The 23745-nt window shown below is 63.9% G+C and carries 25 protein-coding genes; 11 read left to right on the top strand and 14 right to left on the bottom strand.

Translation table 11 applies throughout. The features are described from left to right. Positions 1-56: 56 nt before the first annotated feature. The 3 genes from IFU00_00375 to IFU00_00365 are packed head-to-tail and all read right to left on the bottom strand — an operon-like array spanning position 57 to position 2982. The gene (locus tag IFU00_00375) at positions 57-1514 is read right to left on the bottom strand and encodes an NAD(P)(+) transhydrogenase (Re/Si-specific) subunit beta (GenBank protein MBD8540730.1); all 1458 of its coding nucleotides are present in this window, start codon (positions 1512-1514) and stop codon (positions 57-59) included. Continuing rightward, a complete protein-coding gene (locus IFU00_00370; GenBank protein MBD8540729.1) occupies positions 1511-1831 on the bottom strand; it encodes an NAD(P) transhydrogenase subunit alpha in 321 nt (106 codons plus the stop codon). Before IFU00_00370 ends, IFU00_00375 begins: the two co-directional genes overlap by 4 nt. Before the next feature lie 38 nt (positions 1832-1869). Next, positions 1870-2982 carry a Re/Si-specific NAD(P)(+) transhydrogenase subunit alpha gene (locus IFU00_00365; GenBank protein ID MBD8540728.1) on the bottom strand — a complete coding sequence of 371 codons (1113 nt, stop codon included), beginning with the start codon at positions 2980-2982 and terminating at the stop codon, positions 1870-1872. A gap of 248 nt (positions 2983-3230) precedes the next feature. Here IFU00_00365 and IFU00_00360 point away from each other — a divergent pair, with 248 nt between their 5' ends. Together IFU00_00360 and mnmA are read left to right on the top strand one after the other, a co-directional pair. After that, complete coding sequence (locus tag IFU00_00360) at positions 3231-3713, top strand: NUDIX hydrolase (protein ID MBD8540727.1); 483 nt, start codon at positions 3231-3233, stop codon at positions 3711-3713. Between the two features lie 21 nt (positions 3714-3734). Then, on the top strand, positions 3735-4847 hold the full coding sequence (mnmA, locus tag IFU00_00355) for a tRNA 2-thiouridine(34) synthase MnmA (protein ID MBD8540726.1): 1113 nt from the start codon (positions 3735-3737) through the stop codon (positions 4845-4847). A 7-nt stretch (positions 4848-4854) separates the two neighbouring features. Here the strand turns inward: mnmA and IFU00_00350 are convergent, their stop codons facing one another. Beyond that, positions 4855-6633 (bottom strand): EAL domain-containing protein, encoded by a 1779-nt coding sequence (locus IFU00_00350; protein ID MBD8540725.1) that lies wholly within the window; start codon positions 6631-6633, stop codon positions 4855-4857. A 167-nt stretch (positions 6634-6800) separates the two neighbouring features. Between IFU00_00350 and IFU00_00345 the strand changes: the two genes are divergently transcribed. Beyond that, a complete protein-coding gene (locus IFU00_00345) occupies positions 6801-7547 on the top strand; it encodes a helix-turn-helix domain-containing protein (protein ID MBD8540724.1) in 747 nt (248 codons plus the stop codon). Between the two features lie 6 nt (positions 7548-7553). Here the strand turns inward: IFU00_00345 and IFU00_00340 are convergent, their stop codons facing one another. The 6 genes from IFU00_00340 to IFU00_00315 form a co-directional block, all read right to left on the bottom strand. Then, positions 7554-7949, bottom strand: a complete 396-nt coding sequence (locus IFU00_00340; GenBank protein MBD8540723.1) for a response regulator — start codon at positions 7947-7949, stop codon at positions 7554-7556. A gap of 33 nt (positions 7950-7982) precedes the next feature. Beyond that, positions 7983-8765 (bottom strand): 5'-3' exonuclease, encoded by a 783-nt coding sequence (locus IFU00_00335; GenBank protein ID MBD8540722.1) that lies wholly within the window; start codon positions 8763-8765, stop codon positions 7983-7985. Positions 8766-8855: 90 nt separating this feature from the next. Further along, complete coding sequence (locus tag IFU00_00330; GenBank protein MBD8540721.1) at positions 8856-9536, bottom strand: glutathione S-transferase; 681 nt, start codon at positions 9534-9536, stop codon at positions 8856-8858. Between the two features lie 70 nt (positions 9537-9606). Further along, a complete protein-coding gene (locus IFU00_00325; protein ID MBD8540720.1) occupies positions 9607-9867 on the bottom strand; it encodes a hypothetical protein in 261 nt (86 codons plus the stop codon). A 2-nt stretch (positions 9868-9869) separates the two neighbouring features. Then, positions 9870-11750 carry a ferrous iron transporter B gene (locus tag IFU00_00320; protein MBD8540719.1) on the bottom strand — a complete coding sequence of 627 codons (1881 nt, stop codon included), beginning with the start codon at positions 11748-11750 and terminating at the stop codon, positions 9870-9872. Between the two features lie 4 nt (positions 11751-11754). Further along, entirely contained in the window at positions 11755-12009 is a 255-nt protein-coding gene (locus IFU00_00315; protein MBD8540718.1) for a ferrous iron transport protein A, read from the bottom strand. Positions 12010-12257: 248 nt separating this feature from the next. Here IFU00_00315 and IFU00_00310 point away from each other — a divergent pair, with 248 nt between their 5' ends. Further along, positions 12258-12467, top strand: coding sequence for a (2Fe-2S)-binding protein (locus tag IFU00_00310; protein ID MBD8540717.1), 210 nt, complete (start codon positions 12258-12260; stop codon positions 12465-12467). Between the two features lie 249 nt (positions 12468-12716). Then, on the top strand, positions 12717-13187 hold the full coding sequence (bfr, locus tag IFU00_00305) for a bacterioferritin (protein MBD8540716.1): 471 nt from the start codon (positions 12717-12719) through the stop codon (positions 13185-13187). A 55-nt stretch (positions 13188-13242) separates the two neighbouring features. Here the strand turns inward: bfr and IFU00_00300 are convergent, their stop codons facing one another. Continuing rightward, entirely contained in the window at positions 13243-14175 is a 933-nt protein-coding gene (locus IFU00_00300; protein MBD8540715.1) for a fructokinase, read from the bottom strand. After that, complete coding sequence (locus tag IFU00_00295) at positions 14175-14792, bottom strand: glutathione S-transferase N-terminal domain-containing protein (protein ID MBD8540714.1); 618 nt, start codon at positions 14790-14792, stop codon at positions 14175-14177. The genes IFU00_00300 and IFU00_00295 overlap by 1 nt, the downstream gene beginning before the upstream one ends. Before the next feature lie 157 nt (positions 14793-14949). Between IFU00_00295 and purB the strand changes: the two genes are divergently transcribed. Then, entirely contained in the window at positions 14950-16329 is a 1380-nt protein-coding gene (purB, locus tag IFU00_00290) for an adenylosuccinate lyase (protein ID MBD8540713.1), read from the top strand. 72 nt (positions 16330-16401) lie between these two features. On the opposite strand, the gene IFU00_00285 is transcribed toward purB, so the two are convergent. After that, the gene (locus IFU00_00285) at positions 16402-18261 is read right to left on the bottom strand and encodes a TonB-dependent receptor (GenBank protein ID MBD8540712.1); all 1860 of its coding nucleotides are present in this window, start codon (positions 18259-18261) and stop codon (positions 16402-16404) included. A gap of 271 nt (positions 18262-18532) precedes the next feature. Here IFU00_00285 and IFU00_00280 point away from each other — a divergent pair, with 271 nt between their 5' ends. The 3 genes from IFU00_00280 to IFU00_00270 all read left to right on the top strand — a co-directional run bounded on the left by IFU00_00280 (position 18533) and on the right by IFU00_00270 (position 20366). Further along, positions 18533-19081 (top strand): cytochrome b, encoded by a 549-nt coding sequence (locus IFU00_00280; GenBank protein MBD8540711.1) that lies wholly within the window; start codon positions 18533-18535, stop codon positions 19079-19081. After that, positions 19078-19650, top strand: a complete 573-nt coding sequence (locus tag IFU00_00275; GenBank protein MBD8540710.1) for a YceI family protein — start codon at positions 19078-19080, stop codon at positions 19648-19650. Before IFU00_00280 ends, IFU00_00275 begins: the two co-directional genes overlap by 4 nt. Before the next feature lie 146 nt (positions 19651-19796). Next, positions 19797-20366, top strand: coding sequence for a polyisoprenoid-binding protein (locus IFU00_00270; protein ID MBD8540709.1), 570 nt, complete (start codon positions 19797-19799; stop codon positions 20364-20366). A gap of 102 nt (positions 20367-20468) precedes the next feature. Here the strand turns inward: IFU00_00270 and IFU00_00265 are convergent, their stop codons facing one another. Further along, positions 20469-21791: a hypothetical protein gene (locus tag IFU00_00265; GenBank protein ID MBD8540708.1), complete on the bottom strand. Its 1323-nt coding sequence runs from the start codon at positions 21789-21791 to the stop codon at positions 20469-20471. Positions 21792-22071: 280 nt separating this feature from the next. On the opposite strand from IFU00_00265, the gene IFU00_00260 reads away from it, so the two are divergent. Further along, positions 22072-22341: a GlsB/YeaQ/YmgE family stress response membrane protein gene (locus IFU00_00260; protein ID MBD8540707.1), complete on the top strand. Its 270-nt coding sequence runs from the start codon at positions 22072-22074 to the stop codon at positions 22339-22341. Between the two features lie 70 nt (positions 22342-22411). Continuing rightward, the gene (locus IFU00_00255) at positions 22412-23689 is read left to right on the top strand and encodes a cardiolipin synthase B (GenBank protein ID MBD8540706.1); all 1278 of its coding nucleotides are present in this window, start codon (positions 22412-22414) and stop codon (positions 23687-23689) included. The last annotated feature ends 56 nt before the right edge of the window (positions 23690-23745 follow it).

Genomic DNA, 23745 nt, shown 5'->3' with positions numbered 1-23745 from the left:
TTCCTGAAGGCTATTAGCCAATAATTCGACTCTGACCCTAATTGTTGGGCTATTGCTTAGTCGACGGCTTTGACCATCGCTTCGATGACTTTTTTGGCGTCGCCGAAGACCATCATCGTGTTGGGCTGGTAGAACAGGTCGTTGTCCAGGCCCGCGTAGCCGGAGGCCATCGAGCGTTTGTTGACGATGATGCTCTTGGCCCGGTAGGCTTCCAGGATCGGCATGCCGGCGATCGCCGACTTCGGGTCTTTTGCGGCCGGGTTCACGACGTCGTTGGCGCCCAGGACCAGCACCACGTCGGTCTGGCCGAATTCCCCGTTGATGTCTTCCATCTCGGCCACTTGGTCGTAGGGTACTTCGGCTTCCGCCAGCAGCACGTTCATGTGGCCCGGCATGCGCCCGGCCACCGGGTGGATCGCGTAGCGCACCGTCACGCCGTGCGCGGTCAGCTTGTCGACCAGTTCCTTGACCGTGTGCTGCGCGCGCGCCACGGCCAGGCCGTAGCCGGGGACGATGATCACCGACTCGGCATTCTGCAGGATGAACGCGGCGTCTTCGGCCGAGCCGGATTTGACGGGTCGCTGCTCCTTGGTACCGCCAGCGTCGGCCACCGCTTCGCCGCCAAAGCCGCCCAGCAGTACATTGAAGAACGAGCGGTTCATCGCCTTGCACATGATGTACGACAGGATCGCGCCGCTCGAGCCCACCAGCGAGCCGGCGATGATCAGCATGGCATTGTTCAGCGAAAAGCCGATCCCCGCCGCCGCCCAGCCCGAGTACGAGTTGAGCATCGAGACCACTACCGGCATGTCGGCCCCGCCGATCGGGATGATGATCAACACGCCCAGCACGAACGCCAGCGCCGCCATCACGATGAACGCGCCCCATGCGGGTTCAAGGCCGTCGGCGAAGCAGAAGACCAGCCCCAGCGCGACAATGGCGATGGCGACCAGCAGGTTCAGGATGTGCTGGCCCGCGAAGCGCACCGGCGCGCCCTGGAACAGGCGGAACTTGTACTTGCCCGACAGCTTGCCGAACGCGATCACCGAGCCCGAAAACGTCACCGCGCCGACGAACGTGCCGATGAACAGTTCGAGCCGGTTCCCGAACGGCAGCGGTTCGCCCCGTGTCGTGATGTTGAAGGCCCACGGCTCGGAAACCGCTGCGATCGCGATGCAGACGGCGGCCAGCCCGATCAGCGAGTGCATCGCCGCGACCAGCTCCGGCATCTTGGTCATCTCGACTTTTTTCGCGGCGGTCGCGCCGATCGCGCCGCCCACGACCACGCCCAGCAGCACCAGGCCGAATCCCAGCCCCCCACCCTGCTGCAGCCGCTCCTGCAGCTTGAGCATCAGCGCGATGGTGGTGAGCACCGCGATCGCCATGCCGGCCATGCCGAACGCATTGCCCAGGCGCGCCGTCGATGGCGACGACAGACCCTTGAGCGCCTGGATGAAGCACACCGAGGCCACCAGATAGAACAGCGTGACCAGGTTCATGCTGATGGCGTTCATGCCGCGTCCTCCTGCTTGGACGCTGCTTTGGGCGCCTTCTTGCGGAACATCTCCAGCATGCGCTGCGTGACCAGGAAGCCACCGAACACGTTCACGGCCGCCAGGGCCACGGCCAGCGTGCCGGCCACGCGCCCCGTCAAGCCTTCAGTCAGACCGGCGGCCAGCATGGCGCCGACGATGACGATCGCCGAGATCGCGTTGGTGACCGCCATCAGGGGCGTGTGCAGCGCCGGGGTGACGGTCCAGACCACGTGGTAGCCGACGTAGATCGCCAGCACGAAGATGATCAGGTTGATGACGGTGTGGCTGATGTCCATGGTGTCTCCAGTCCGTTCTTGTCAACGATGCCAACGTCTTATGTGCGCAGCAGCTCTCCGGCGCTGCACATCAGGGTCGCGCGCACGATCTCGTCGTCGCGGTCGATATGGAACCGGTCGTCGGCGTCGATCACCAGCTTGAGAAAATCGAGCACGTTGCGCGCATACAGGGCCGACGCATCGGCCGGCACCAGCGTGGCCAGATCGGGTTCGCCGATGATGTGCACGCCGTGCCGGACGACCGTCGTGCCGATCTCGCTCAGCACGCAGTTGCCGCCCTGCGCCACGGCCATGTCGACGATCACGGAACCCGGCTTCATGGCGCGCACTGTGTCTTCGCCGATCAGTACCGGCGCGCGCCGACCCGGAATCAGGGCCGTGGTAATGATGATGTCGGCCAGCTTCGCGCGCTCGTGCACGAGCTGCGCCTGGCGCCGCATCCAGTCAGCGGGCATTGCGCGCGCATAGCCGCCGCTGCCGGCCGCGATCTCGCGCTCTTCGTCGGTTTCATACGGTACGTCGATGAATTTTGCGCCCAGCGACTCCACCTGTTCTTTCACTGGCGGGCGCACGTCGGACGCTTCGATCACGGCGCCCAGCCGCTTGGCGGTGGCGATTGCCTGCAGCCCGGCCACCCCGACACCCATGATCAGCACGCGCGCGGCCTTGACGGTGCCGGCGGCCGTCATCAGCATCGGCATGAAGCGCCCGTAGGTATTCGCGGCCAGCAGGATGGCCTTGTAGCCGGCGATGTTCGCCTGCGACGACAGCACGTCGAGCGATTGCGCGCGCGTGATGCGTGGCGCGGCTTCCAGGGCAAAGGCGGTGATGCCGGCCGTGGCCAGCGCAGCGAGATTCTCACCATCGAAGGGATCGAGCATGCCGACCAGGACTGCGTCGCGGCGCATCATGGCCAGTTCGCCAGCGGCGGGACTGCGTACCTTGAGCACCATGTCAGCGCCGAACGCACCAGCGGCATCGACGATGACGGCGCCGGCGGCCTCGAACGCCGCATCTGGCGCCGCCGCATGCAGGCCGGCGCCGGCCTGCACCATGACCTCGTGGCGCGCGGCCAGCTTTTTCACGGTCTCGGGGGTGGCTGCAACACGGGTCTCGCCCGGCCGGGTTTCGGCCGGAATACCAATTCTCATGGATCCCTCCATTCGTTGAACTGCCGCGTCAGCAAATCTATCACGTCTTTACAGTGATTGTTCAAATATTAAATTTGCGTGGCCGATTTGATCATCCGTAGAGACCGCGCACGGCGCACCGGGCCACGACGGTTGTTTTTGCGACAGATCAAGCCCGATTAACCACATGCCAACGTCGAACGGAGGGGGCAGCTGAGCAAACACAGGCCTTGTCAAGGTAGAATACCGGCTCATTTTCAAGGACAGGCATGAGCGATATCTTCAAACCATCGGTTACCGTGGCAGCGATCATCGAGCACGAGGGCCGGTTCCTGCTGATCGAAGAAGAGACGAGCGAAGGTATCAAGCTGAACCAGCCCGCCGGCCATCTCGACCCGCACGAATCGCTGGAACAGGCGGTGGTGCGCGAAGCGCTCGAAGAAACGGCGCACGAGTTCATCCCGCACTCGCTGGTGGGCATGTACATGTCGCGCTACCACTCGAAGTCGCGCAATGCCGACGTTACCTACCTGCGCTTTACCTTTGCCGGCAGCGTCGGGCGCCAGTTCGACCAGCCGCTCGACGAGGGCATCCTGCGCACCATGTGGATGACGCGCGACGAAATCGCCGCCACCGTCGACCGCCACCGCAGCCCGATCGTGCTGCGCTGCGTGGACGACTACCTGGCCGGCCAGAGCACACCGCTCTCCCTGCTGCACACCCACCCTTCGGTGTTCGAAGGCGGGATCTGAAGAATTCACTACGGACGTAACATGCGCAAGAAAAAAGTCGTGATCGGGATGTCGGGCGGAGTCGACTCCTCGGTCGCGGCCTGGATGCTCAAGGAACAAGGCTACGACGTGGTCGGCCTGTTCATGAAAAACTGGGAAGACGACGACGATTCCGAATACTGCTCGACGCGCCAGGACTGGATCGACGCGGCCAGCGTGGCCGACGTGGTCGGTGTGGACATCGAGGCGGTCAACTTCGCCGCCGAATACAAGGACCGCGTGTTCGCCGAGTTCCTGCGCGAATACCAGGCCGGCCGCACCCCGAACCCGGACGTGCTGTGCAACGCCGAAATCAAGTTCAAGGCCTTTCTCGACCATGCGATGAAGCTGGGCGCCGACCTGATCGCCACCGGCCACTACGCGCGCGTGCGCGAGAACACGGCCAGCGGCAGCTTCGAGCTGCTCAAGGCCTTCGACGCCACCAAGGACCAGAGTTATTTTCTGCATCGCCTGAGCCAGGCGCAGTTGTCCAAATCGCTGTTCCCGCTGGGCGAGATCCCGAAAACCGAGGTGCGCAAGATCGCCGAAAAACTCCAGCTGCCCAACGCGGCCAAGAAGGATTCGACGGGCATCTGCTTCATCGGCGAGCGGCCGTTCCGCGACTTTCTGAACCGCTACCTGGCCTACAAGCCGGGCCCGATCCGGCTCGACGACGGCACGCAGGTGGGCGAGCACGTCGGCCTGTCGTTCTACACGCTGGGCCAGCGCAAGGGGATCGGTATCGGGGGCCTGAAGTCACGCAAGACCGCTGACGGCATCAGCGAGCCATGGTTCGTGGCGCGCAAGGACACCGAGGCCAACACGCTCTACATCGTGCAGGGCCACGACCATCCCTGGCTGCTGTCGGATCGTCTGGAAGCCGGCCAGGCCAGCTGGATCGCCGGCCACGCCCCGGCGGCCGGCACGCTGTCGGCCAAGACCCGCTACCGCCAGGCCGATATGGCCTGCCGCGTGCTGGCCGATGGCGACGCGCGCTTCGCGCTCGACTTCGATGAAGCCCAATGGGCAGTCACGCCGGGCCAGTCGGCCGTGCTGTACGACGGCGACGTGTGCCTGGGCGGCGGCATCATCGACGTGCGCTCAAGCGCCGCCTGACGACACATCAAGGCTGGCGCGCCGCCAGCCATTCCACCAGCACGGCGGGCGCCAGCGGCCGCGCGTGCAGATAGCCCTGGATCTCGTCGCAGCCGGCCAGGCGCAGGAAATCTTCCACTTCCACCGTTTCGACGCCTTCGGCCACGACCTTGTGACCGAGGTCGTGCGACAGCTTGATCATCGTGCCCACCAGCGCGCGGCAACGTTCGTCCTGGACCAGGTTGCGCATGAAGCTCTGGTCGATCTTGACCACGTTCGCCGGCAGGCTTTGCAGGTACGACAGGCTGCTGTAGCCGGTGCCGAAGTCGTCGATCGCCAGTTGCACGCCGGCGCGCCCGAGGCGCTCGAGCGTGGCCTGCGCGACCTTTGGATTGCGCATCAGCGCGCTCTCGGTCAGCTCGATCACCAGGCACGACGGCGCCAGGCCATGGTGCTGCAACTCCATCAGCACGCGATCGCAGAAATCCGGCTCTTCCAGATTCACGGCCGAGACATTCACCGCCACCTGCAACGCCAGGCCATCCAGGCGCCACGCGACCATCTGGCGCAGCGCCGCGCGCAGCACCCACTCGGTGGTGGCGCGCGCCAGTGACGTCGTCTCGATCACCGGCATGAATTCACCGGGCGAGATCGCGCCGGCGGTCGGATGGTTCCAGCGCAGCAGCGCTTCGACGCCGACGCAGGCGCCGTCGAGAAGGCTGACCTTGGGCTGGAACACCAGATGCAGTTCGTCGTCGCTCGCGAGCGCGGCGCCGAATTCGGTCACCAGCCAGAAGCGGCGCTGCAGGATCGCGTCGTGCTGTGACGAGAACACGCGCACGCAGCGTTCGGCCGCCAGCGCATCGTGCGCGGCGCTGTGCATATTGCGCAGCAGGTCCAGGCCCTCGGTCTGGCCGACCGTGAACGGCGCGATGCCCACCGTCGTCGTCGTGATCAGGCGCGCCTGGCCATAACTGGCGCGCGCGTCGAGCCACGACTGCATCTGCTCGCAGAATGGCTCGATCGACAGGCCGCGCGGCGCGAAGAACGCAAACTGCGTGCTGCCCACATGGTAGATCTTGCCGGCGCCGCCCAGGCGCAGCTGCGGCACCGTTTCACGCACCATGTCGTCGAGATAGCTCGAACCCATGACGCGCTGGGCGTCGCTCAGCTCCTGCGGACTGGCCAGACTGATCAGGGCTGCAGTGCGCACTTCGCCATTCGGCTCATACAGTTCGAGGTCGTTGAAGTCGATGATGAACTGGTTCCGGTTCGGCAGGCCGCTGACCGGATCGACGCGGCCGAACGCATGCTGCAGTTCGATCTGCGCCATCACCATGGTTGCCAGGTCCGTCAGCGCCTGGCGCTCGGCCATGCTGACCTGGCGTGGTTCGGTACCGAGCACGCACATCGCGCCCAGGCAAAAGCCTTCGCTGGTCGTGAGCGGCGCGCCGGCATAGAAGCGGATCCCGCCGTCCGCCAGCGGGCTGTCGCGGAAATATGGATCCTCCAGCAGATCCGGCACGATCAGCACTTCGCGCTCATCGGCCACCATGGCGCATGGCGCTTTCATCCGCGGGATCGTGTCGTGGGTAATGCCAACCTTTGACTTGAACCATTGACGGTTGGCGTCGGTCAGCGACACCGCTGCAATCGGCAACCCGAACAGCTGCGCCGCCATGCGCGTGATGCGATCGAATGCTTCGCTTGGCGGCGTATCGAGCAGTTCCAGGCGACGCAAGGCATCGAGACGGGCAGTCTCGTACTGGGGCGACGCACAGTGCGGTTGAAAGAGCGGAGGATTCATGAAAAGACGACGCGCCGATGCGCGTAAATATGACGGATATGACGGACAGAATCTATTGTTGCTAATAAAAAACTTAAGGTCAATCATTATTTTCAAGCGAATCGTTGTATTCGTCATTTTTAGTTGCTTCGTGTAAAATAAAAGCAGCAAATCACACGAACGATCTCATGAAAACACATGAATTTAACGATCCGATACTGACTACCCGCGAAGCAGCGCAGTTGCTTGGTGTTGCTGTCAGTACGGCCCAGGTATGGATGGAGAGCGGTGATCTGCCGGCCTGGAAGACACCGGGCGGGCATCGCCGTGTGCGCTACAGCGCCGTCATGCGCCTGGTGCGCGAGCGCGTGGCGTCAAAGGATGAGGTCAAGGCAGTCGGGCAGCCGGGTGGTGCTGAACTGGCGACCGAGTTCTTGCCGGCGGCGGCGCCGGACTACCCGGTCCCGGCCAATGAGGCGCAGCGGCTGGCGGCACTCGCGCAAAGCGGCCTGATGAATTCGGAAGATGACGCCGCCTTCGATCGCCTGACGTGGCTCGCCGGCCACGCCACGGCCTGCCCGATGGCGCTGATCACCTTGTTGTCAGCGGAGCGCCAGTGGTGCAAGTCGCGCGTCGGGGTGGAAAACCGCGAGACCACGCGTTCACTGGCCTTCTGCAGCCACGCGCTGATGCAGGATGAGCCCTTCGTGGTCGAGGATGCCAGTGCCGACCCGCGCTTTGCCGACAACCCGATGGTCACCGGCGCACCGTTCATCCGTTTTTATGCCGGCTACCCGGTACGCACCGCCGACGGTCTCGCGCTGGGCTCGCTATGCGTGCTCGATACCGAGCCACGCCGCCTGCGCGAGCGCGAGATGCGCGCGCTGCGCGAACTGGCCGTGCTCGCGTCGGACGAAGTGCAGCGCCGCGCATAGCCTGTTTCAGCCCGGCTTGCCCGGCGCCTGCTGCTGCTTGACGAAGGCGATGACGGTATTGCGGATCGTCTTGAGCACGGTGTCGGCCTTGAACGGCTTGACGATGAAGCCATGCACGCCCCGTCCCAGCGCGCTCTGGACTGCGGCGGCGTCGAGCGTGCCCGACACCAGAAACACGAGCGTCTTGGGCAGCGTCGCGCGCAACTGCTCGACCACGTCGCTGCCATCCTCGACCTGTTCGCGCGCGATGCAGATCACGTGCGGGTGGTGCTTGACTGCCAGCGCCAACCCCAGCGCGCTGGTGTGCGTGGCGCCGACCACGTTGTAGCTGCCGTCGGCCAGCACGGTGCCGAGCGTCGAGCGCGAGACGGCGTTTGCATCCACGATGACCGCCTTGAGCATAGCTTTACATTCCTTGTCAGTGCGCTGAAGAAATCAGCTTTCGTACGCCAGTGTCTTCCATGTCACGCCCAGGCGCACGTCCAGTTTCAGCGACACCAGGCAGCGTGACATCTCCAGTATCTCACGCTCGGCGCGCAATCTCTCGCCGAGTGGCGTCTTGAGGATGCCGGCGCCGGCCATCACGGCCTCGAGATTGCCATACGCACCCAGCAGGCGCGCCGCCGTTTTCATGCCGACTTTCGACACGCCCGGCACGCCATCGGTCGGGTCGCCCATCAGCGCCAGCAGGTCGTGCAATTGCTCGGGCGCCACGCCAAAGCGTGCGCGGACCCAGGCGTCGTCGTGCCACTCGTTCTTGAAATGGTCCCACACCAGCGCGCCGTGCGCGATCAGTGGATGCAGATCCTTGTCGGTGGTGGCCACGACCGCCGTGCCGCGGCCTTCGGACAGCCAGCGCATCACGCCGGTGGCGATCACATCGTCGGCTTCGACCTCGGGCACCATCAGCACATGCAGGCCAGCCGCGCGCAGGCGGTCGTGAAATTCGGGCAGCGCTGCGCGCAGTTCGGACGGCATCGCCGCCCTGCCCTCGCGGTAGCGCGGATACAGCGCATGGCGCCAGGTCGGGCCGCCATAATCAAAAGCGGCCAGCACGTGGGTCGGCGCATGCGCCTCGAGCACGTGGCGAAACGACGAGAACGCATGGCGCAGCGCGATGCTGGCCTTCAGGTCGGAATCGGGCTCGGGGCTGGCTTCGTAGACGCGGCGCACGATGTTCAGGCCGTCGATCGCGAGCAGCTTTCCCGGGTTAGACATGTGATGTGGTCATGAAGAGACGTGGAAGGCGCCCATCATAAACCGGTTGCACGGTCGCGGGAAGATGCGCGACCGTGGTGGGGGCTGGCCCTACTTCGCGTACGCGTACTCGCCACCGCGCTCGAGCGCGCGGCGATACGCCGGCCGCGCATGGATACGGGCCAGGAAATCGGTCAGGTTCGGGTACTTGGCGTCGAGCCCGCCGCGCGAGGCAGCCGCTTCCAGCGGGAAGCTCAGCTGGATGTCGGCGGCGCTGAATTCTTCGCCGGCGAACCACGGGTGCTTGCCCAGTTCGGCTTCAAGATAAGACAGTTGCTGCGCGATCTGCGGCAGCACGAAGCTGCCCTTGACCTTTTGCGCGATGCCACGCGCGATCGGCTTGGCAAAGAACGGCATCGGCGTGCTTTCGATCTTGTCGAACACGAGCTTGAGCAGCAGCGGCGACATCATCGAGCCTTCGGCGAAGTGCAAAAAGTGCGTGTAGCGCAGGCGCGCCGGCGTGCGGGCGGCCGGCACCAGGCGCGGGGCGTCCGTATCGGAGGCGCGCGCCGTGAGGTATTCGACGATGGCGCCCGATTCGGCCACCACGAGGTCGCCATCGGTGATCACAGGCGATTTGCCCAGCGGGTGCACGGCCTTCAGTTCGGGCGGGGCCAGCATCGTCTTGGGATCGCGCTCGTAGCGCTTGATCTCGTACTCGAGTCCGAGTTCTTCGAGCAGCCAGAGGATGCGCTGCGAGCGCGAATTGTTCAGGTGGTGGACGACAATCATGGCGTGGACGGGAAAGTGGAGATGACGGCCAGCTTAGCACCGTTGGCCACGCACCTGCAGCCCGCTAGCGCTAGCGCTGGTGCAGCTTGATGACGCGGTGCTTGCCCGCGCCCTGTGGCGCCGGCGCCGCGGCTTTCGGCGCGCAGCTGCCGCAGCTGCCGCCACCGCAGGCGCCGCCGCTGCTGGTGTCCAGCCAGCGCGCCAGCGCCGACTGGCGGCCACCCTTCGTCAGCGCCAGCACCACGCGTGCGCGCAGCGGGGCCGGCAGGTACTTCGCGCCCAGGTACAGCGCGGCGATGGCAACGATGACGATGACGGTCAGTTCTTGCATGGTTATGCTCCGGTGAAGGCCAGCGTGACGCGGTAGACGATGAACGCCGCCACGTAGGCCAGCGCGAACATGTAGCCGGCCATGATCCAGGCATATTTGCGGCTGCCCGTTTCGCGCGCCACGGTGGCCAGCGTTGGCAGGCAGTGCGGCGCATAGACATACCAGGCCAGCAGCGACAGGCCGGTGGCCAGCGACCACGACTGGGCGATCAGCGGCGCCAGCGTGTTGCCCACTTCATCGCCGCCCGACAGCGCGTACACGGTGCCCAGCGCGCCGACCGCCACTTCACGCGCGGCCATGCCCGGCACCAGCGCGATGGCGATCTGCCAGTTGAAGCCGATCGGGGCCAGCACGACTTCGAGTGCGCGGCCGATCATGCCCGCCACGCTGTAGTAGATCGGCGGGTTGGTCGCGCCTTCCGGTGCGCCCGGGAAGCTGGAGAACAGCCAGAGCAGGATCATCATGGCCAGGATCAGGGTACCGACGCGCATCAGGAAGATCTTGGCGCGTTCGAGCAGGCCCGAGGCCAGGCCGCGCGGATGCGGCCAGTGATAGGCTGGCAGTTCGAGCATCAGCGCGTGCTGCTTGTAGCCGTTGCGGCGCTTCATGAACCAGGCCACGGCCATCGCCGACAGGATGCCGGCCAGGTACAGCACGAACAGCACGATGCCCTGCAGGTTCATGAAGCCGCCCACGACGCGGTCGGGAATGAACGCGGCGATCAGGAGCGCATACACCGGCAGGCGCGCCGAGCACGTCATCAATGGCGCGATCATGATCGTCACCAGGCGGTCGCGCGGATTCTGGATCGTGCGCGCGGCCATCACGCCTGGAATGGCACAGGCAAACGACGACAGCAGCGGCAGGAACGAGCGGCCCGACAGGCCCACGCTGCCCATGATGCGGTCGAGCAGGAACGCCGCGCGCGGCAGGTAGCCGACGTCTTCCAGCAGCAGGATGAAGAAGAACAGGATCAGAATCTGCGGCAGGAACACGAGCACGCTGCCCACGCCGGCGATGATGCCGTCCACGATGAGGCTATGCAGCATGCCTTCGCCGATCCACGAGCCGACCATTTCACCAAAGGCGCCCATGCCCGCCTCGATCAGTTCGATCGGTGCGTCGCCCCAGCTGAACACGGCCTGGAAAATCACGAACATCAAGAGTGCCAGGATGATCGGACCGGCAACCGGGTGCAGCACGACGCCGTCGATCTTTTCGCTCAGGTTGCCGGTGTCCTTCGCCGTCGAGACGGCAGCGGCCAGGATGCGGCGCACTTCGCGCTGGGTGTCTTCGACCGAGACTTCGTCGATGGCCGACAGCGGCTTGGGCGTTACCGGTACGCCGAACGGCATCGCGTCGAGCTGGGCCAGCAAGGCTTTTTCGCCGCCGGACTGGATGGCGACGGTCTCGACGACCGGCATGCCCAGTTCTTGCGAGAGTTTGGCGGTATCGATTTCGATGCCGCGCTTTTTCGCGACGTCGACCATGTTCAGCGCCAGCACCATCGGCAGGCCGAGACGGCGCAGCTCGAGCACAAGGCGCAGGTTCAGGCGCAGGTTGGTGGCGTTGACGACGCACAGGATGGCGTCGGGCGGGACTTCACCGGCGCGCAGGCCTGCGACCACGTCGCGCGTGATGCCTTCGTCGGGCGTCTGCGCATTCAGGCTGTAGGCGCCCGGCAGGTCGAGCACGCGAAACGCGCGTCCGGCGGGCGACGTGAAGCTGCCCTCCTTGCGTTCGATCGTGACGCCGGCATAGTTGGCGACCTTCTGGCGCGCGCCAGTCAGGCGGTTGAAGAGTGCGGTCTTGCCGCAGTTGGGGTTACCCAGCAGTGCGACCAGCGGCGTGCGTGACGCGACTTGCGATTCCATGACTCCCATGCGACTAGTCCGCCTGGATCGAGACGAGGGCGGCTTCGAAACGGCGCAGCGCAAAGGTGGATTCACCGACCTTGACCGCCAGCGGACCGCCCATCACGCGCTTGAGCACACGAATGCGCTCGCCCGGCACGAAGCCCAGCTCCATCAGGCGGCGCTGGACATCGATGCCGCCCTCCTGCGCACCGCGCGCAAGATGGACAACGGTGGCGCTCTGGCCCGTCTTGAGCGAGTCGAGGGTTGGCAATGCGGCGTGGGTCATGGCGGCTTCCGAAAAATTGTTGCGCGTATGAGACAGCGACTGGAACGATCCCAGTATCATAAACCTAAATAGGAATTATTTCTATTTGCAGCTTGTCATTGACAGACGGTCAAGTCCAAAAAAAGTACAGTTGAACCGAAAATTTCGCTTGCGTTCACGGTCGAGTTTACAGAAAATAGCAACGCAAATGAGAATGATTCGCATTTTATAGACTAAACTGCAATGGTTGTTTCAAAAGGGTTGCTCCAATGATCGTCTGTGTCTGCAATAACATCTCCGACCGTGAAATCCGCCAGGCTGCCGAACTGGGCATCTCGTCGATCGCCGAACTCCGCAAGGAACTGGGCGTGGGCACCATGTGCGGCACCTGTGTCAGCTATGCACGCGAAGTGCTGCACGAGCACATCGACAGCAAGACCACCGTCACCGAAGTGCGCCGCCTGCCGCAGGCTGCCTGATCCTTCCTGCATTCCAGTGCTGCCGGCCTCGCAATATGCGGGGCTTTTTTTTCGTCGGTAGGGACCGCCTGACCGGGGAGTGAGAACCGTTCGCACAGTGAACTGAGAACGGTTGCTATTACGCGCAGAAATAGCGCATTTAGTGTCATTTAATGCGCTTTTTTACCTGTTTTCGCGCAATTTCTAGCGTTTTAATGGCGTGCTGTTTGCTATCATGGAGGTCATTCAAATCATTACCGAGGGCACCCCATGAAAGGCGATCCAAACGTCATCCGTCTGCTGAACGCACAGCTGACCAACGAGCTGACCGCGATCAACCAGTACTTCCTGCACGCGCGCATGTATCGCCACTGGGGCCTGGACAAGCTGGCGAAGAAGGAATACGACGAGTCGATTGGCGAAATGAAGCACGCCGACAAGCTGATCGAACGCATCCTGATGCTCGACGCGCTGCCAAACCTGCAGGCGCTGCACAAGCTGATGATCGGTGAGTCGACGCAGGAAACGCTCGAATGCGACCTGAAACTCGAACGTGCCGCGCACGTGACGGTCAAGGAAGGCATCGGCGCCTGCGAAGCGGCGGCCGATTACGTGTCGCGCGATCTGCTGTTGATGATCCTCGAAGACACCGAAGAGCACATCGAGTGGCTCGAAACGCAGCTGGACCTGATCGTCAAGATCGGTATCCAGAACTACCTGCAAACCCAGATCGGCGAATAAGCCACCAGCCGGATTCCCCGCGGGAGTCCGGCGTCTCAGCCGCCAGCGCCCACCATCAGCGCCAGCGCGTCATCCACTTGTCGTAGAACCCCATATCCCTTGGCACCGCACCCGGTATCGCGCAGATCGCACCGGCGAATTCGTTCGCGCGCGCGAGCGTGACGTCCAGCGGCCAGCCGCGCGCCCTACCGAGCAGGAAAATGGCCGAGAAGGCGTCGCCCGCCCCCACGGTGTCGATGACGAATGGCGGCGCCGGCGTGTCGTGGTTCTTGAGCGCGCTGCCATCGCTGCCGAAGTACACCGAACCGCGGTGGCCCAGCGTCACGATCAGCGCGTCGAGCGAAAACATCGTCAGCAAGGCCTGGCATGACGCACGCACTTCGTCGGCGGACAGCGCCGGGGCATCGGGTTGGATCTGGCAATACCAGCCGAACAGCGCCTGCAATTCTTCTTCATTGACCTTGACGATGTTGGCCGCGTCCAGCGAGCAGGCCACGCCGCGCTCGTCGTACTGGCCATCGCGCAGGTTCAGGTCGAGAAAGCGTGGCGCGCTGCTGGCCGCCAGCACCGCCGTCAACGCGGCGCGCGACTGCGCATTGCGCTGGGCCAGCATGCCGAAATAGACCATGGCCGGCTGTACGCCCGCCAGCGCGGCGCCGGCAGTGGCGGCGTCGATGAAGTCGTAGGCCTGGTGCGGCAGGATCGTGAAGCGGTGGCCGCGCGGGCCGCGCTCGACCAGCACGCGGCCGGTCTCTTCGATCGGATCGACCTGCAGCCCGGCGTCGCTCATCGCGAAGCGTTCAAATTCGGCACGTACCAGCTGGCCGCTGCGGTCGTCGCCAATGCGCGTGATCGCCAGGCATGGCGCCATGAAGGCGGACAGGTGGCGCGCCACATTGAACGGCGCACCGCCGACGATCTGCTCGTTGTTGAAATCGTCGACGAGCGCTTCGCCGAAGATGACTGTCGTGGACAGGTTGTTGTCCATCATGCGGCGACGACAGGCACGGTGTCCTTGAACGACTGGCGCTCGGCCAGTTTGTCGAACAGGCGCGCCAGGTTCGGGTAGTCGCCGCGCCAGTCGATCTCGGGGAAGCGGAAGGCGAGCCAGCCCAGCGCGCAGCCCACGGCGACGTCGGCCAGCGTGTACTGGTTGCTGCGGCAGAAGGCGCCCTCGCCCAGGCGCTCGGACATCACGCGCAGGCCGGCATTTACTTTGCCCATCTGGCGGGCGATCCACTCGGGACTTTGCTGCGCTTCGGGCCGCAGCGTTTTTTCAAGGCGCACCAGCACGGCCGCATCGAGCACGCCGTCGGCCAGCGCTTCCCAGACCTTGACCTCGGCCCGTTCGCGCCCGTTTGGCGGCAGCAGCTTGCACACCGGCGTGAGCGTGTCGAGGTATTCGGCGATCACGCGCGAATCGTACAGGGCGCTGCCGTCATCCATCAGCAGGCATGGCACCTTGCCCAGCGGGTTGGTCTGCGCGATGGTGGTGTTGGCCGACCAGACGTCTTCGAGGATGAAGGCGCAGTCGAGCTTTTTCTCGGCCAGCACGACACGCACCTTGCGCACGTATGGGCTGGCAATGGAACCGATGAGTTTCATGGATGTACGCAAGTGGAAATCGACCTTCAGTATAGCATCGGGCCCAGCCGCAAAACCTGCACCACCGCCGCTGCGGTGCGCTGCAACATCGCAGCATCAGCAAGAGGTGGATGGCCGGCCAGTGGTAAAATCCGCGTTTTTGACCGACACGCCCGCCATGACCTCTACTGCTCTGTCGCCGACCCTGTCGGCCCTGTCCCCGCTCGATGGCCGTTACGCCACCAAAACCGACAAGCTGCGTCCCATCCTGTCGGAAACGGGTTTCATGCACCACCGCGTGAAGGTGGAAATCGCGTGGCTGCAGGCGCTGTCGCAGGCCGGCTTCGCCGAGATCAAGCCATTCTCGAGCGAAGCGATCGCCCACCTCGACGGCATGGCGGCCAACTTCGGCGAGAAGGACGCGGCCCGCATCAAGGAAATCGAAGCGGTCACCAACCATGACGTCAAGGCGGTCGAGTACTGGCTCAAGGAGCAGGTCAAGGACGTGCCGGAACTGGTCGCGGCCAGTGAGTTCATCCACTTCGCCTGCACCTCGGAAGACATCAACAACACGTCGCACGGCATGATGCTCAAAGCGGCGCGCGATGGCGTGATGCTGCCGGCGCTGCAGGCGATCATCGCCAGGCTGACCGAGATCGCGCACACCAATGCGGCGCTGCCGATGCTGTCGCGCACGCACGGCCAGACGGCCAGCCCGACCACGCTGGGCAAGGAGATGGCCAATGTCGTCGCCCGCCTGCAGCGCGCCATGAAGCGCATCGCCGACGTCGAAATCCTGGGCAAGATGAACGGCGCGGTCGGCAATTACAACGCGCACCTGTCGGCCTATCCGGGTTTCGACTGGCCGGCGTTCTCGAAGGACGTCATCGAGACGCGCCTGGGTTTGACCTTCAACCCGTACACGATCCAGATCGAACCGCACGACTACATGGCCGAGATGTTCGACGCGTTCGCGCGCGCCAACACGATCCTGCTCGACCTGAACCGCGACATCTGGACCTACGTTTCGCTGGGCTACTTCAAGCAAAAGCTGAAGGCCGGCGAAATCGGTTCGTCGACCATGCCGCACAAGGTCAATCCGATCGACTTCGAAAACTCGGAGGGCAATCTGGGCCTGGCCAACGCGCTGCTGCGCCACATGGCCGACAAGCTGCCGGTCTCGCGCATGCAGCGCGACCTGACCGATTCGACGGTGCTGCGCAATATCGGCGTGGGCTTCGGCTACACGCTGCTGGCCTACGACAGCTGCCTGCGCGGCCTGAACAAGCTGGAAGTGAACGCGGCGCGCCTCGAGCAGGACTTGGACGCGAACTGGGAAGTGCTGGCCGAGCCGGTGCAGACCGTGATGCGCCGCTACGGCATCGAGAACCCGTACGAGCAGCTCAAGGAACTCACGCGCGGCAAGGGCATCACCCGCGACGCGCTGCGTGAATTCATCGGGACGCTGGCCGTGCCGCAGGAAGCAAAAGACCTGATGCTGGCGATGACGCCGGCGAACTACATCGGACTGGCCGCCAAGCTGGCGGCAGAGATCTGATGTTGCGCACGATGCCGCCACACGGCGGCATCGTGCATGCATCTGCATTCATGATGCGCCGGCCCCGGCGCGTCAGTAATCCCACCGGACCTTCACCCCCACACGCCGCTCGAACTCTGCCCAATACGTGGTCGAGCCGAATTCGGCGTGCCCGCTATTCAGGTTCTCGCCATACACCGACAGGACCAGGCCCGGCCGCAAGCGCCAGCCGAAGCGTGCATCGAGCGCCGTTGACGACGCAATGCGCGACGCCGGCATCTCGCCGGTTCGGCGCAGCGTGACGTCGATTTCGCGCGCATCGTCGATGTTGTAGTGCGACCGCAGTTGCAGCGTATGGGACGGGTCGCGCCGCGCCGCGCTCAGGCCCATCACGTCGTTGCCACCGGGTTTGAGGGCCAGGCGCTGGTGCAGCGCCGTCCAGCCGGCTGACAGGCGCCAGCGCGGCAGTGCCTGCCAGCTGCCCCAGGTTTCGATGCCGCTGGCGCTGCCTTTGAGCAGACTGGCAAACTCGGCATAACTGAAAGTGGGATCGATCTGCTGTCCGCGCAGGTGGTCGTAATCGTGGTGGTACAGCACGACCGTGTACGACAGCCCCGCCGCCGGCTGGCCACGGTAGCCCAGCTCGAGCACGCGTGCCACTTCGCTGCGCACCTGCGGCCCGCCGCGCAGGATGAACGGCGGCTGGCCGGGGACCCAGGCATCGACGTCCAGCCGCGCGGGCGAGCGCACCGTGCGCGCGGCCGATGCCCATAGTGCGTGCTGCGGCGAGAGGCGCCACGACAGGCGAGCGCTCGGCAGCCATTCGATGCCGGTGTAATGGTTGTATTCGACGCGCCCGCCCAGCGTCAGGCGCCAGTCGTCGTTCAGCAGGATTTCATCCTGCACGAACAGGCTGCCCCAGCGCAGCAGTGCGCGCGCCGGCAGAAACGCGACCCAGGGGCTGTTGGTGGCCCGGTCACGCGTGCTGCGGTAGTTGGCGCCCCACACGAGATCGTGGCGGCCCTTCGTGGCCAGCGTGTGCTGGAACTGCACGTCAGCGGTCGTGAGGCGCTCGGCAAACAGCGGCGGCGATTCGCGCACCGTATGGTCGAGAAAGGCTTGCAGCGACACGCTGGCGCCCGCGTCGAGCGTGCGCTGCCAGCGCGCCAGCAGGTTGGCACCGTCCGAGCGCACGCGGCCAAATGTGGACGGGCCGAACGGCGTGGCCAGTTCACCGGGCGCCGGCTGGTCGAGGCGCCCGCGATTGACGTTGCCGATGACCGAGAAGGCATCGGCCCCTTGCTCCCAGTCGGCGCGCACGCCCACCAGCGCGCGCCGGTGGCCGTCGTCGATGCGCCCGTCACCAATGCGTTCGCTATCGCTGCGCCGCGTGACCTTGCCATAGGCGCGCCAGGCCACGCCGCCATCGCTCGTGCCACCCTGGCGAAACGCGGCGCCGGCCGCGCCATCGCTGGCGCCGTGCAGCGCCAGCATGCTGCCCTGCGTATCGCGGGCCGAGCGCGTGCTGATGTTGATGACGCCACTGACGGCGTTCAGGCCCCACATCACGCCACCCGGTCCGCTGACTACCTCGATGCGCGCGATGTCTTCGAGCAGCACGTCCTGCGCATCCCAGAACACGCCCGAAAACAGCGGCGTATACACCGAGCGGCCATCGATCAGCACCAGGATCTTGTTGGACAAGACGCTTGGCCCACTGTTCATGCCGCGCGCGCTGATCGAGTAGGCATAGCCATTGATGCGCGCTACATGCAGGTTGGGCGCCAGACGCAATACCTCGGGCAGCGAATCGGCGCCGGAGCTGCGGATGTCGTCAGCGGTGATGACGAAGACTGCCGCCGATGCGTCCTGCAAACGCTCGGGCCGCTTCGAGACCGACGTCACCTGGATATTGGCCAGTTCCTCGATCGACAGGTCGGCCAGATCGGCCAGATCGACAGGGTTGGCCTGACGATGCGCGAGCGCCAGAACCGGCGCGGCGCAGACAAGAGCAACCCAGACAGCAGCAACACGAGGGCTGGCAGCAAACGGCATGCAGGGTATGAATGCGCTCATTACCAGATATTACATTCGGCAGAACGTGGTGGTGTATCTTTTGCAATCCCGTGTGGTTTGTCGGACGTGAAAAAGCGTGTCAACACCACGACGGCCTTTTTTGCTATAGTGAGTTAGTTCTAGCCCGTACTAATTACTTATAAGAAAAATGCGCCGCTATTCGATTCCAGCGATCGTGCTGCACTGGCTGATGGCCATCGCGATCATCGGTACCTTTACCCTTGGCCTCGTGATGACCGACATCCAGGGCATCAGCATGGCCAAGCTGCGCTACACGAGCTGGCACAAGTGGGCCGGCGTGACGATCCTGGCGCTGGCCGCGCTGCGCCTGTTATGGCGCCTGTTCAACAAGCCACCTGCGTATCCTGCCGGGTTGCCGCGCTGGCAGCATGGCGCCGCCCACGGCCTGCATCTGGCGCTGTATGTGCTGATGTTCGCCGTGCCGCTGTCCGGTTATTTCTTCAGCCTGGCGGCCGGCTACCCGGTCGTCTATTTCAGCAAGTTCCCGCTGCCGGTGCTGATCGGCCCCGACCCGGTGCTGCGCGAGACGCTGCGCGGCCTGCACTACTGGCTCAATATGCTGCTGGCCGGCCTGGTGGCGCTGCACGTGCTTGCCGCGCTCAAGCACCTGCTCATCGACCGCGACGGCATCATGCAGCGCATGCTCCCCATCCCTACCCCGAAGGAAAAATCATGAATTCCATCAAGGCCCTGCTGCTGGCGAGCCTGGTTGCCGGCAGCGTCGCTGCCGTGCAGGCCGCGCCACTCAAGACCGACCTGGCAGCCAGCGGCGTCTCGGCTGTCTTCAAGCAGATGAACGTGCCGGTGGAAGCACCGTTTCGCACGTTCGCGGCGCAGATCGATTACGACGCCGCCAAGCCGGCGGCGGCGAGCGCCAGCGTCGAGATCACGACGGCCAGCTTCGATATCGGCGACGCCATGTACAACAAGGAAGTGGCCAAGAAAGAATGGTTCAATTCGGTGCAATTTCCGAAGGCCACCTTCGTCTCGACCAGCATCGCACCGGCCGGCGCCGGCAAGCTGACGGTGTCGGGCAAGCTGACCCTGAAAGGCAAGAGCGCCAATGTCACGTTCCCGCTGACGGTCAAGGCGGCCGGTGCGAAAACCGTGTTCGAAGGCCAGTTGCCAATCAAGCGTCTGGCGTTCAATATCGGCGAAGGCGAGTGGAAAGACACGAGCATGGTCGCCGATGAAGTTGTCATCAAGTTTCGCGTTACCGCAGCACCAGCTACTGCAGCAAAATAAACTGTTTCACCACCACGTAGGGTGGACGGGTTTCCCGTCCACGCGTTCAACGAAGCTTGATCAGTTTGAACGCGTGGGCGGCACAAACGCCCACCCTACGCAGAAAAACAAACCGTCCTTTTAACTTTTTTACAGGAATTGCAGCCATGAACATCAAGCACCTGATCGCAGCCGCCGCCGCCTTTGCCGCCACGTCGGCCTTCGCCGCGCCAGTCACGTACGACATCGAGCCGAACCACACCTACCCAAGCTTCGAAGCCGACCACATGGGCCTGTCGGTATGGCGCGGCAAGTTCAACAAGTCGAGCGGCAGCGTCACCATCGACCGCGAAGCCAAGACCGGCTCGCTGGACATCACTGTCGACATCAACAGCATCGATTTCGGCCACGAAAAGATGAACGAGCACGCGAAAAAGCCGGACATCTTTGATGCTGCCAAATACCCGACCGCCACCTTCAAGTCGAAGGCGATCAAGTTCACGGGCGACGTGCCGACCTCGGTCGACGGCGAACTGACCCTGCACGGCGTGACCAAGCCACTGACCCTGCAGATCAACAAGTTCAAATGCATCATGCACCCGATGCTCAAGAAAGAAGCATGCGGCGCGGACGTGACCGGCACCTTCAAGCGCGACGACTTCGGCATCAGCTTCGGCCTGCCGAACTTCTCGCCGGAAGTGAAGCTGGCAATCCAGGTTGAAGCAGTGAAAAAGTAATCTGGTTCGACCATGAAAAATCCCCGCCGGTTCGCACCGGCGGGGATTTTTTTTGATCAGCGCGCTGACGAATCAGTGCAGCTCAGTGCTGCTCAGTGCAAATTAACGGCCATCACGGTCGAAGTCGCCCGGGATCGCGCGCTCGACACGGTGCCAGCCGGCGCGGGTGGCCGACTTGGCCTGGTCCCAGCTCAGGCGCGAATTGCCTTTCGAGCGGTCCCACTCGGTCGACAGACGACCTTCGTTGGCATCGTAGCCGCCGTCGTACTTGTCGTAGTTGTTGTAGCCCAGTGCATAGGCTGGCTCGTAGTCGTCATACGTGTAGCCTGGCGTGTAGTAAGGCTGGGTCTGGTACTCGTTGCGCCAGTAGTCATTCTCGGCCTTTGGATTGACCACGTGGCCCACGCCCTTGCCTGCTGCGCCGCCGACCATGCCGCCGATCGCTGCGCCTGCCGCCACGCCCAGTGGGCCGGCTGCTGCACCGATCACGGCGCCTACCGTCGCGCCGCCACCAGCACCGACGCCTTGCGCCAGGTTATGGTCGCTCAGTTCATCGGTCGCTTTTGGATTGACCACTTCGCCCGCGCCACGGCCGGCTGCACCGCCTGCCAGGCCGCCGACGACAGCGCCTGCTGCCATGCCGATCGGACCACCGACAGCACCCACCAGTGCGCCCGCTGCTGCGCCCGAACCTGCGCCCACGCCCTTGGCCAGATGGTGCTCGGACAGGTCGTCGTTGGCTTTTGGATTGACGACTTCAGCTGCGCCCTGGCCAGCAATGCCGCCAGCGATGCCGCCGACAACCGCGCCTGCTGCCATGCCGATCGGACCGGCGACGGTGCCGACGGTCGCGCCCAGTGCTGCGCCGCCTGCCACGCCCAGGCCAGCGCCCAGAACGTGCGAGCCGCCCTGTTCGGTCCACGATTTGTGGATGTGCGCTGCATCTTCATCCGAGCGTGCATTCACGCCCAGCAGGATGCCGCCGCCCTTGATGCCGTCTTCATAGTGCTGTGCGCGTTCTTCAGGGATGCCGGCACCGATCAGCGCGCCGATCAGGCCACCGGTGATACCACCCGCACCGGCGCCGGCCAGCGCCGCTGCCAGAGGACCTGCGACGACCAGGCCCAGGCCTGGCAGCACCAGCGTGGTGCCCACTGCTGCGATACCGGCCAGCACGGCGCCGATGGTGCCGCCGATACCGGCGCCAATGCCCGCGCCTTCAGCCGCCTTGGTGCCCAGTTCGGTGTCCGTGTCGGCGAAGTGGGTTTGACGGGTGGAATCGGACATCATCAGGTTGACGTCATCGCGGTTATAGCCGCGCTCGGACACGGTGCCATACGCACGCTCGGCGCTGGCGCGGTCAGGGAACAGGCCAGTGACCATGCGCTGGTTATCCGTGGTGCGGGTGGTATCGAAGCTGCTCATGATGAATCCTTTGCTGGTTGGTTTCGGCAGCCGGCTACGGATGAGCTGTTGCTGCCAAGGACCTTCACCTTAGGCCTGGGCGTGTTCCGGCTCTGTTCGATGACGCACGCTCGGATGACTGACAGCATCTTGCCGCAAAGAATTTTCATCATGATGCAAATTCGTCATCGAAGGTACGCTGCCGCACCGACCCGCCTTTGTAGCGTCTTTAAAATTTTTCACATGGTCACGGCATTCGTTGGCCCTGGGGATCTGTCTTTTTACTTGAGGAGGAAGCACCATGTTATTCATTATCTGGATCGTCGTTGGCGGTATTCTGGGTTGGCTGGCCAGCATGGTCATGAAAACCGATGCCGAGCAAGGCATCATCCTGAACGTTGTGGTCGGTATCATCGGCGCCTTCCTGGGCGGCTGGTTGCTCTCGCCACTGTTCGGTACCGGCACCATCAATTCCGACGACTTCAGTGTTGCTTCGCTCCTGGTGTCGTTCCTGGGTGCAGTCATCCTGCTGGCAATCGTGAATCTGCTGCGTCGCGGTCGCGTTCGCTAATATGGTGGTTCGCCACCCATAAAAAACCAACGCCTTGTGCGTTGGTTTTTTTTCCTCTGCGATTTTACTGATGAGCTCAAAAAAGTTCTGGACGCTGTTGCTGACAGTGGCCGCCACCCTCGTGCTGGGGGTGCTCGCATTGAATTTCATGCCGGGCGAAAAACAGATCGAACGGCAACTGACACGGCAGTACGACACGGCCGATCCGCAGTTCCGCCGCTCGCTTGGCGTCTTGCTGGGTCCGCCGATCATCGAAGGCAACCAGGTCGACGCGCTGCTCAATGGCGACCAGATTTTCCCGGCGATGCTCGAGGCCATTCGCGGGGCGAAAAAGACCATCACGCTGGAAACCTATATCTACTGGTCCGAATCGATCGGCACCGAGTTTTCTGAAGCCCTGGCCGAGCGCGCGCGCGCTGGCGTGAAAGTGCACGTGATGCTCGACTTCATGGGCAGCATGAAGATGGACAATGCCCAGGTCGACAAGATGAAGGCGGCCGGCGTGCAGGTACAGCGCTATCACAAGCCCGTCTGGTGGAAGCTGGCGCGCATGAACAACCGCACCCACCGCAAGCTGCTGATCGTCGACGGTTTGGTCGGTTTCACGGGCGGCGTGGGCATTGCCGACCAATGGCGCGGCAACGCGCAGGACGAAGACCACTGGCGCGACAGCCACTTCCGCGTCGAAGGCCCGGTCGTCGGGCAGATGCAGGCCGTGTTCAATGACAACTGGACCAAGGCCACGGGCGTCGTGCTCGATGGCCCGGCATACTTCCCGCCGCTGCAGGCGAAGGGCACGATGCCGGCGCAGATGTTCTCCAGCTCGCCCACGGGCGGCAGCGAGAGCATGCACCTGATGTACCTGATGGCGATCACGTCGGCGCGCGAGACGATCGATTTGTCGGCCTCGTATTTCGTGCCGGATGAACTGACGGTACGCACACTGATCGCCGCTGCCAAGCGCGGCGTGAAGGTACGCCTGATCACGCCGGGCCACATCATCGATTCGGATCTCGTGCGGGCCGCCTCGCGCGATCGCTGGCCCGAGTTGCTGGCGGCCGGGGTGCATATCTCGGAATACCAGCCGACGATGTACCACGTCAAAACGCTGATCGTCGACAAGCTGCTGGTGTCGGTGGGCTCGACCAACTTCGACAACCGCTCGTTCAGTATCAATGACGAGGCCAACCTGAACGTGCTCGATGCCGGGTTTGCGACGCAGATGACGGACGTCTTTGACGCCGACTGGAAGCTGGCCAAGCCGGTAACACCGCATGCCCTCGCCAAGCGGCCATGGTGGGAACACGTGAGCACCTGGTTCGCGTCGTTGTTCGAGGCGCAGTTGTAAGCGCCGTTGCAGGCACCGTTGCAAAGGAGCCCGCGCCGGGACAGGCGCGGGCTTTT

Origin of the sequence: Oxalobacteraceae sp. CFBP 8761 (genome assembly GCA_014841595.1) — a bacterium.
Lineage (GTDB): Bacteria > Pseudomonadota > Gammaproteobacteria > Burkholderiales > Burkholderiaceae_D > Telluria.
This window is presented reverse-complemented; position numbering and strand designations above follow the sequence as displayed.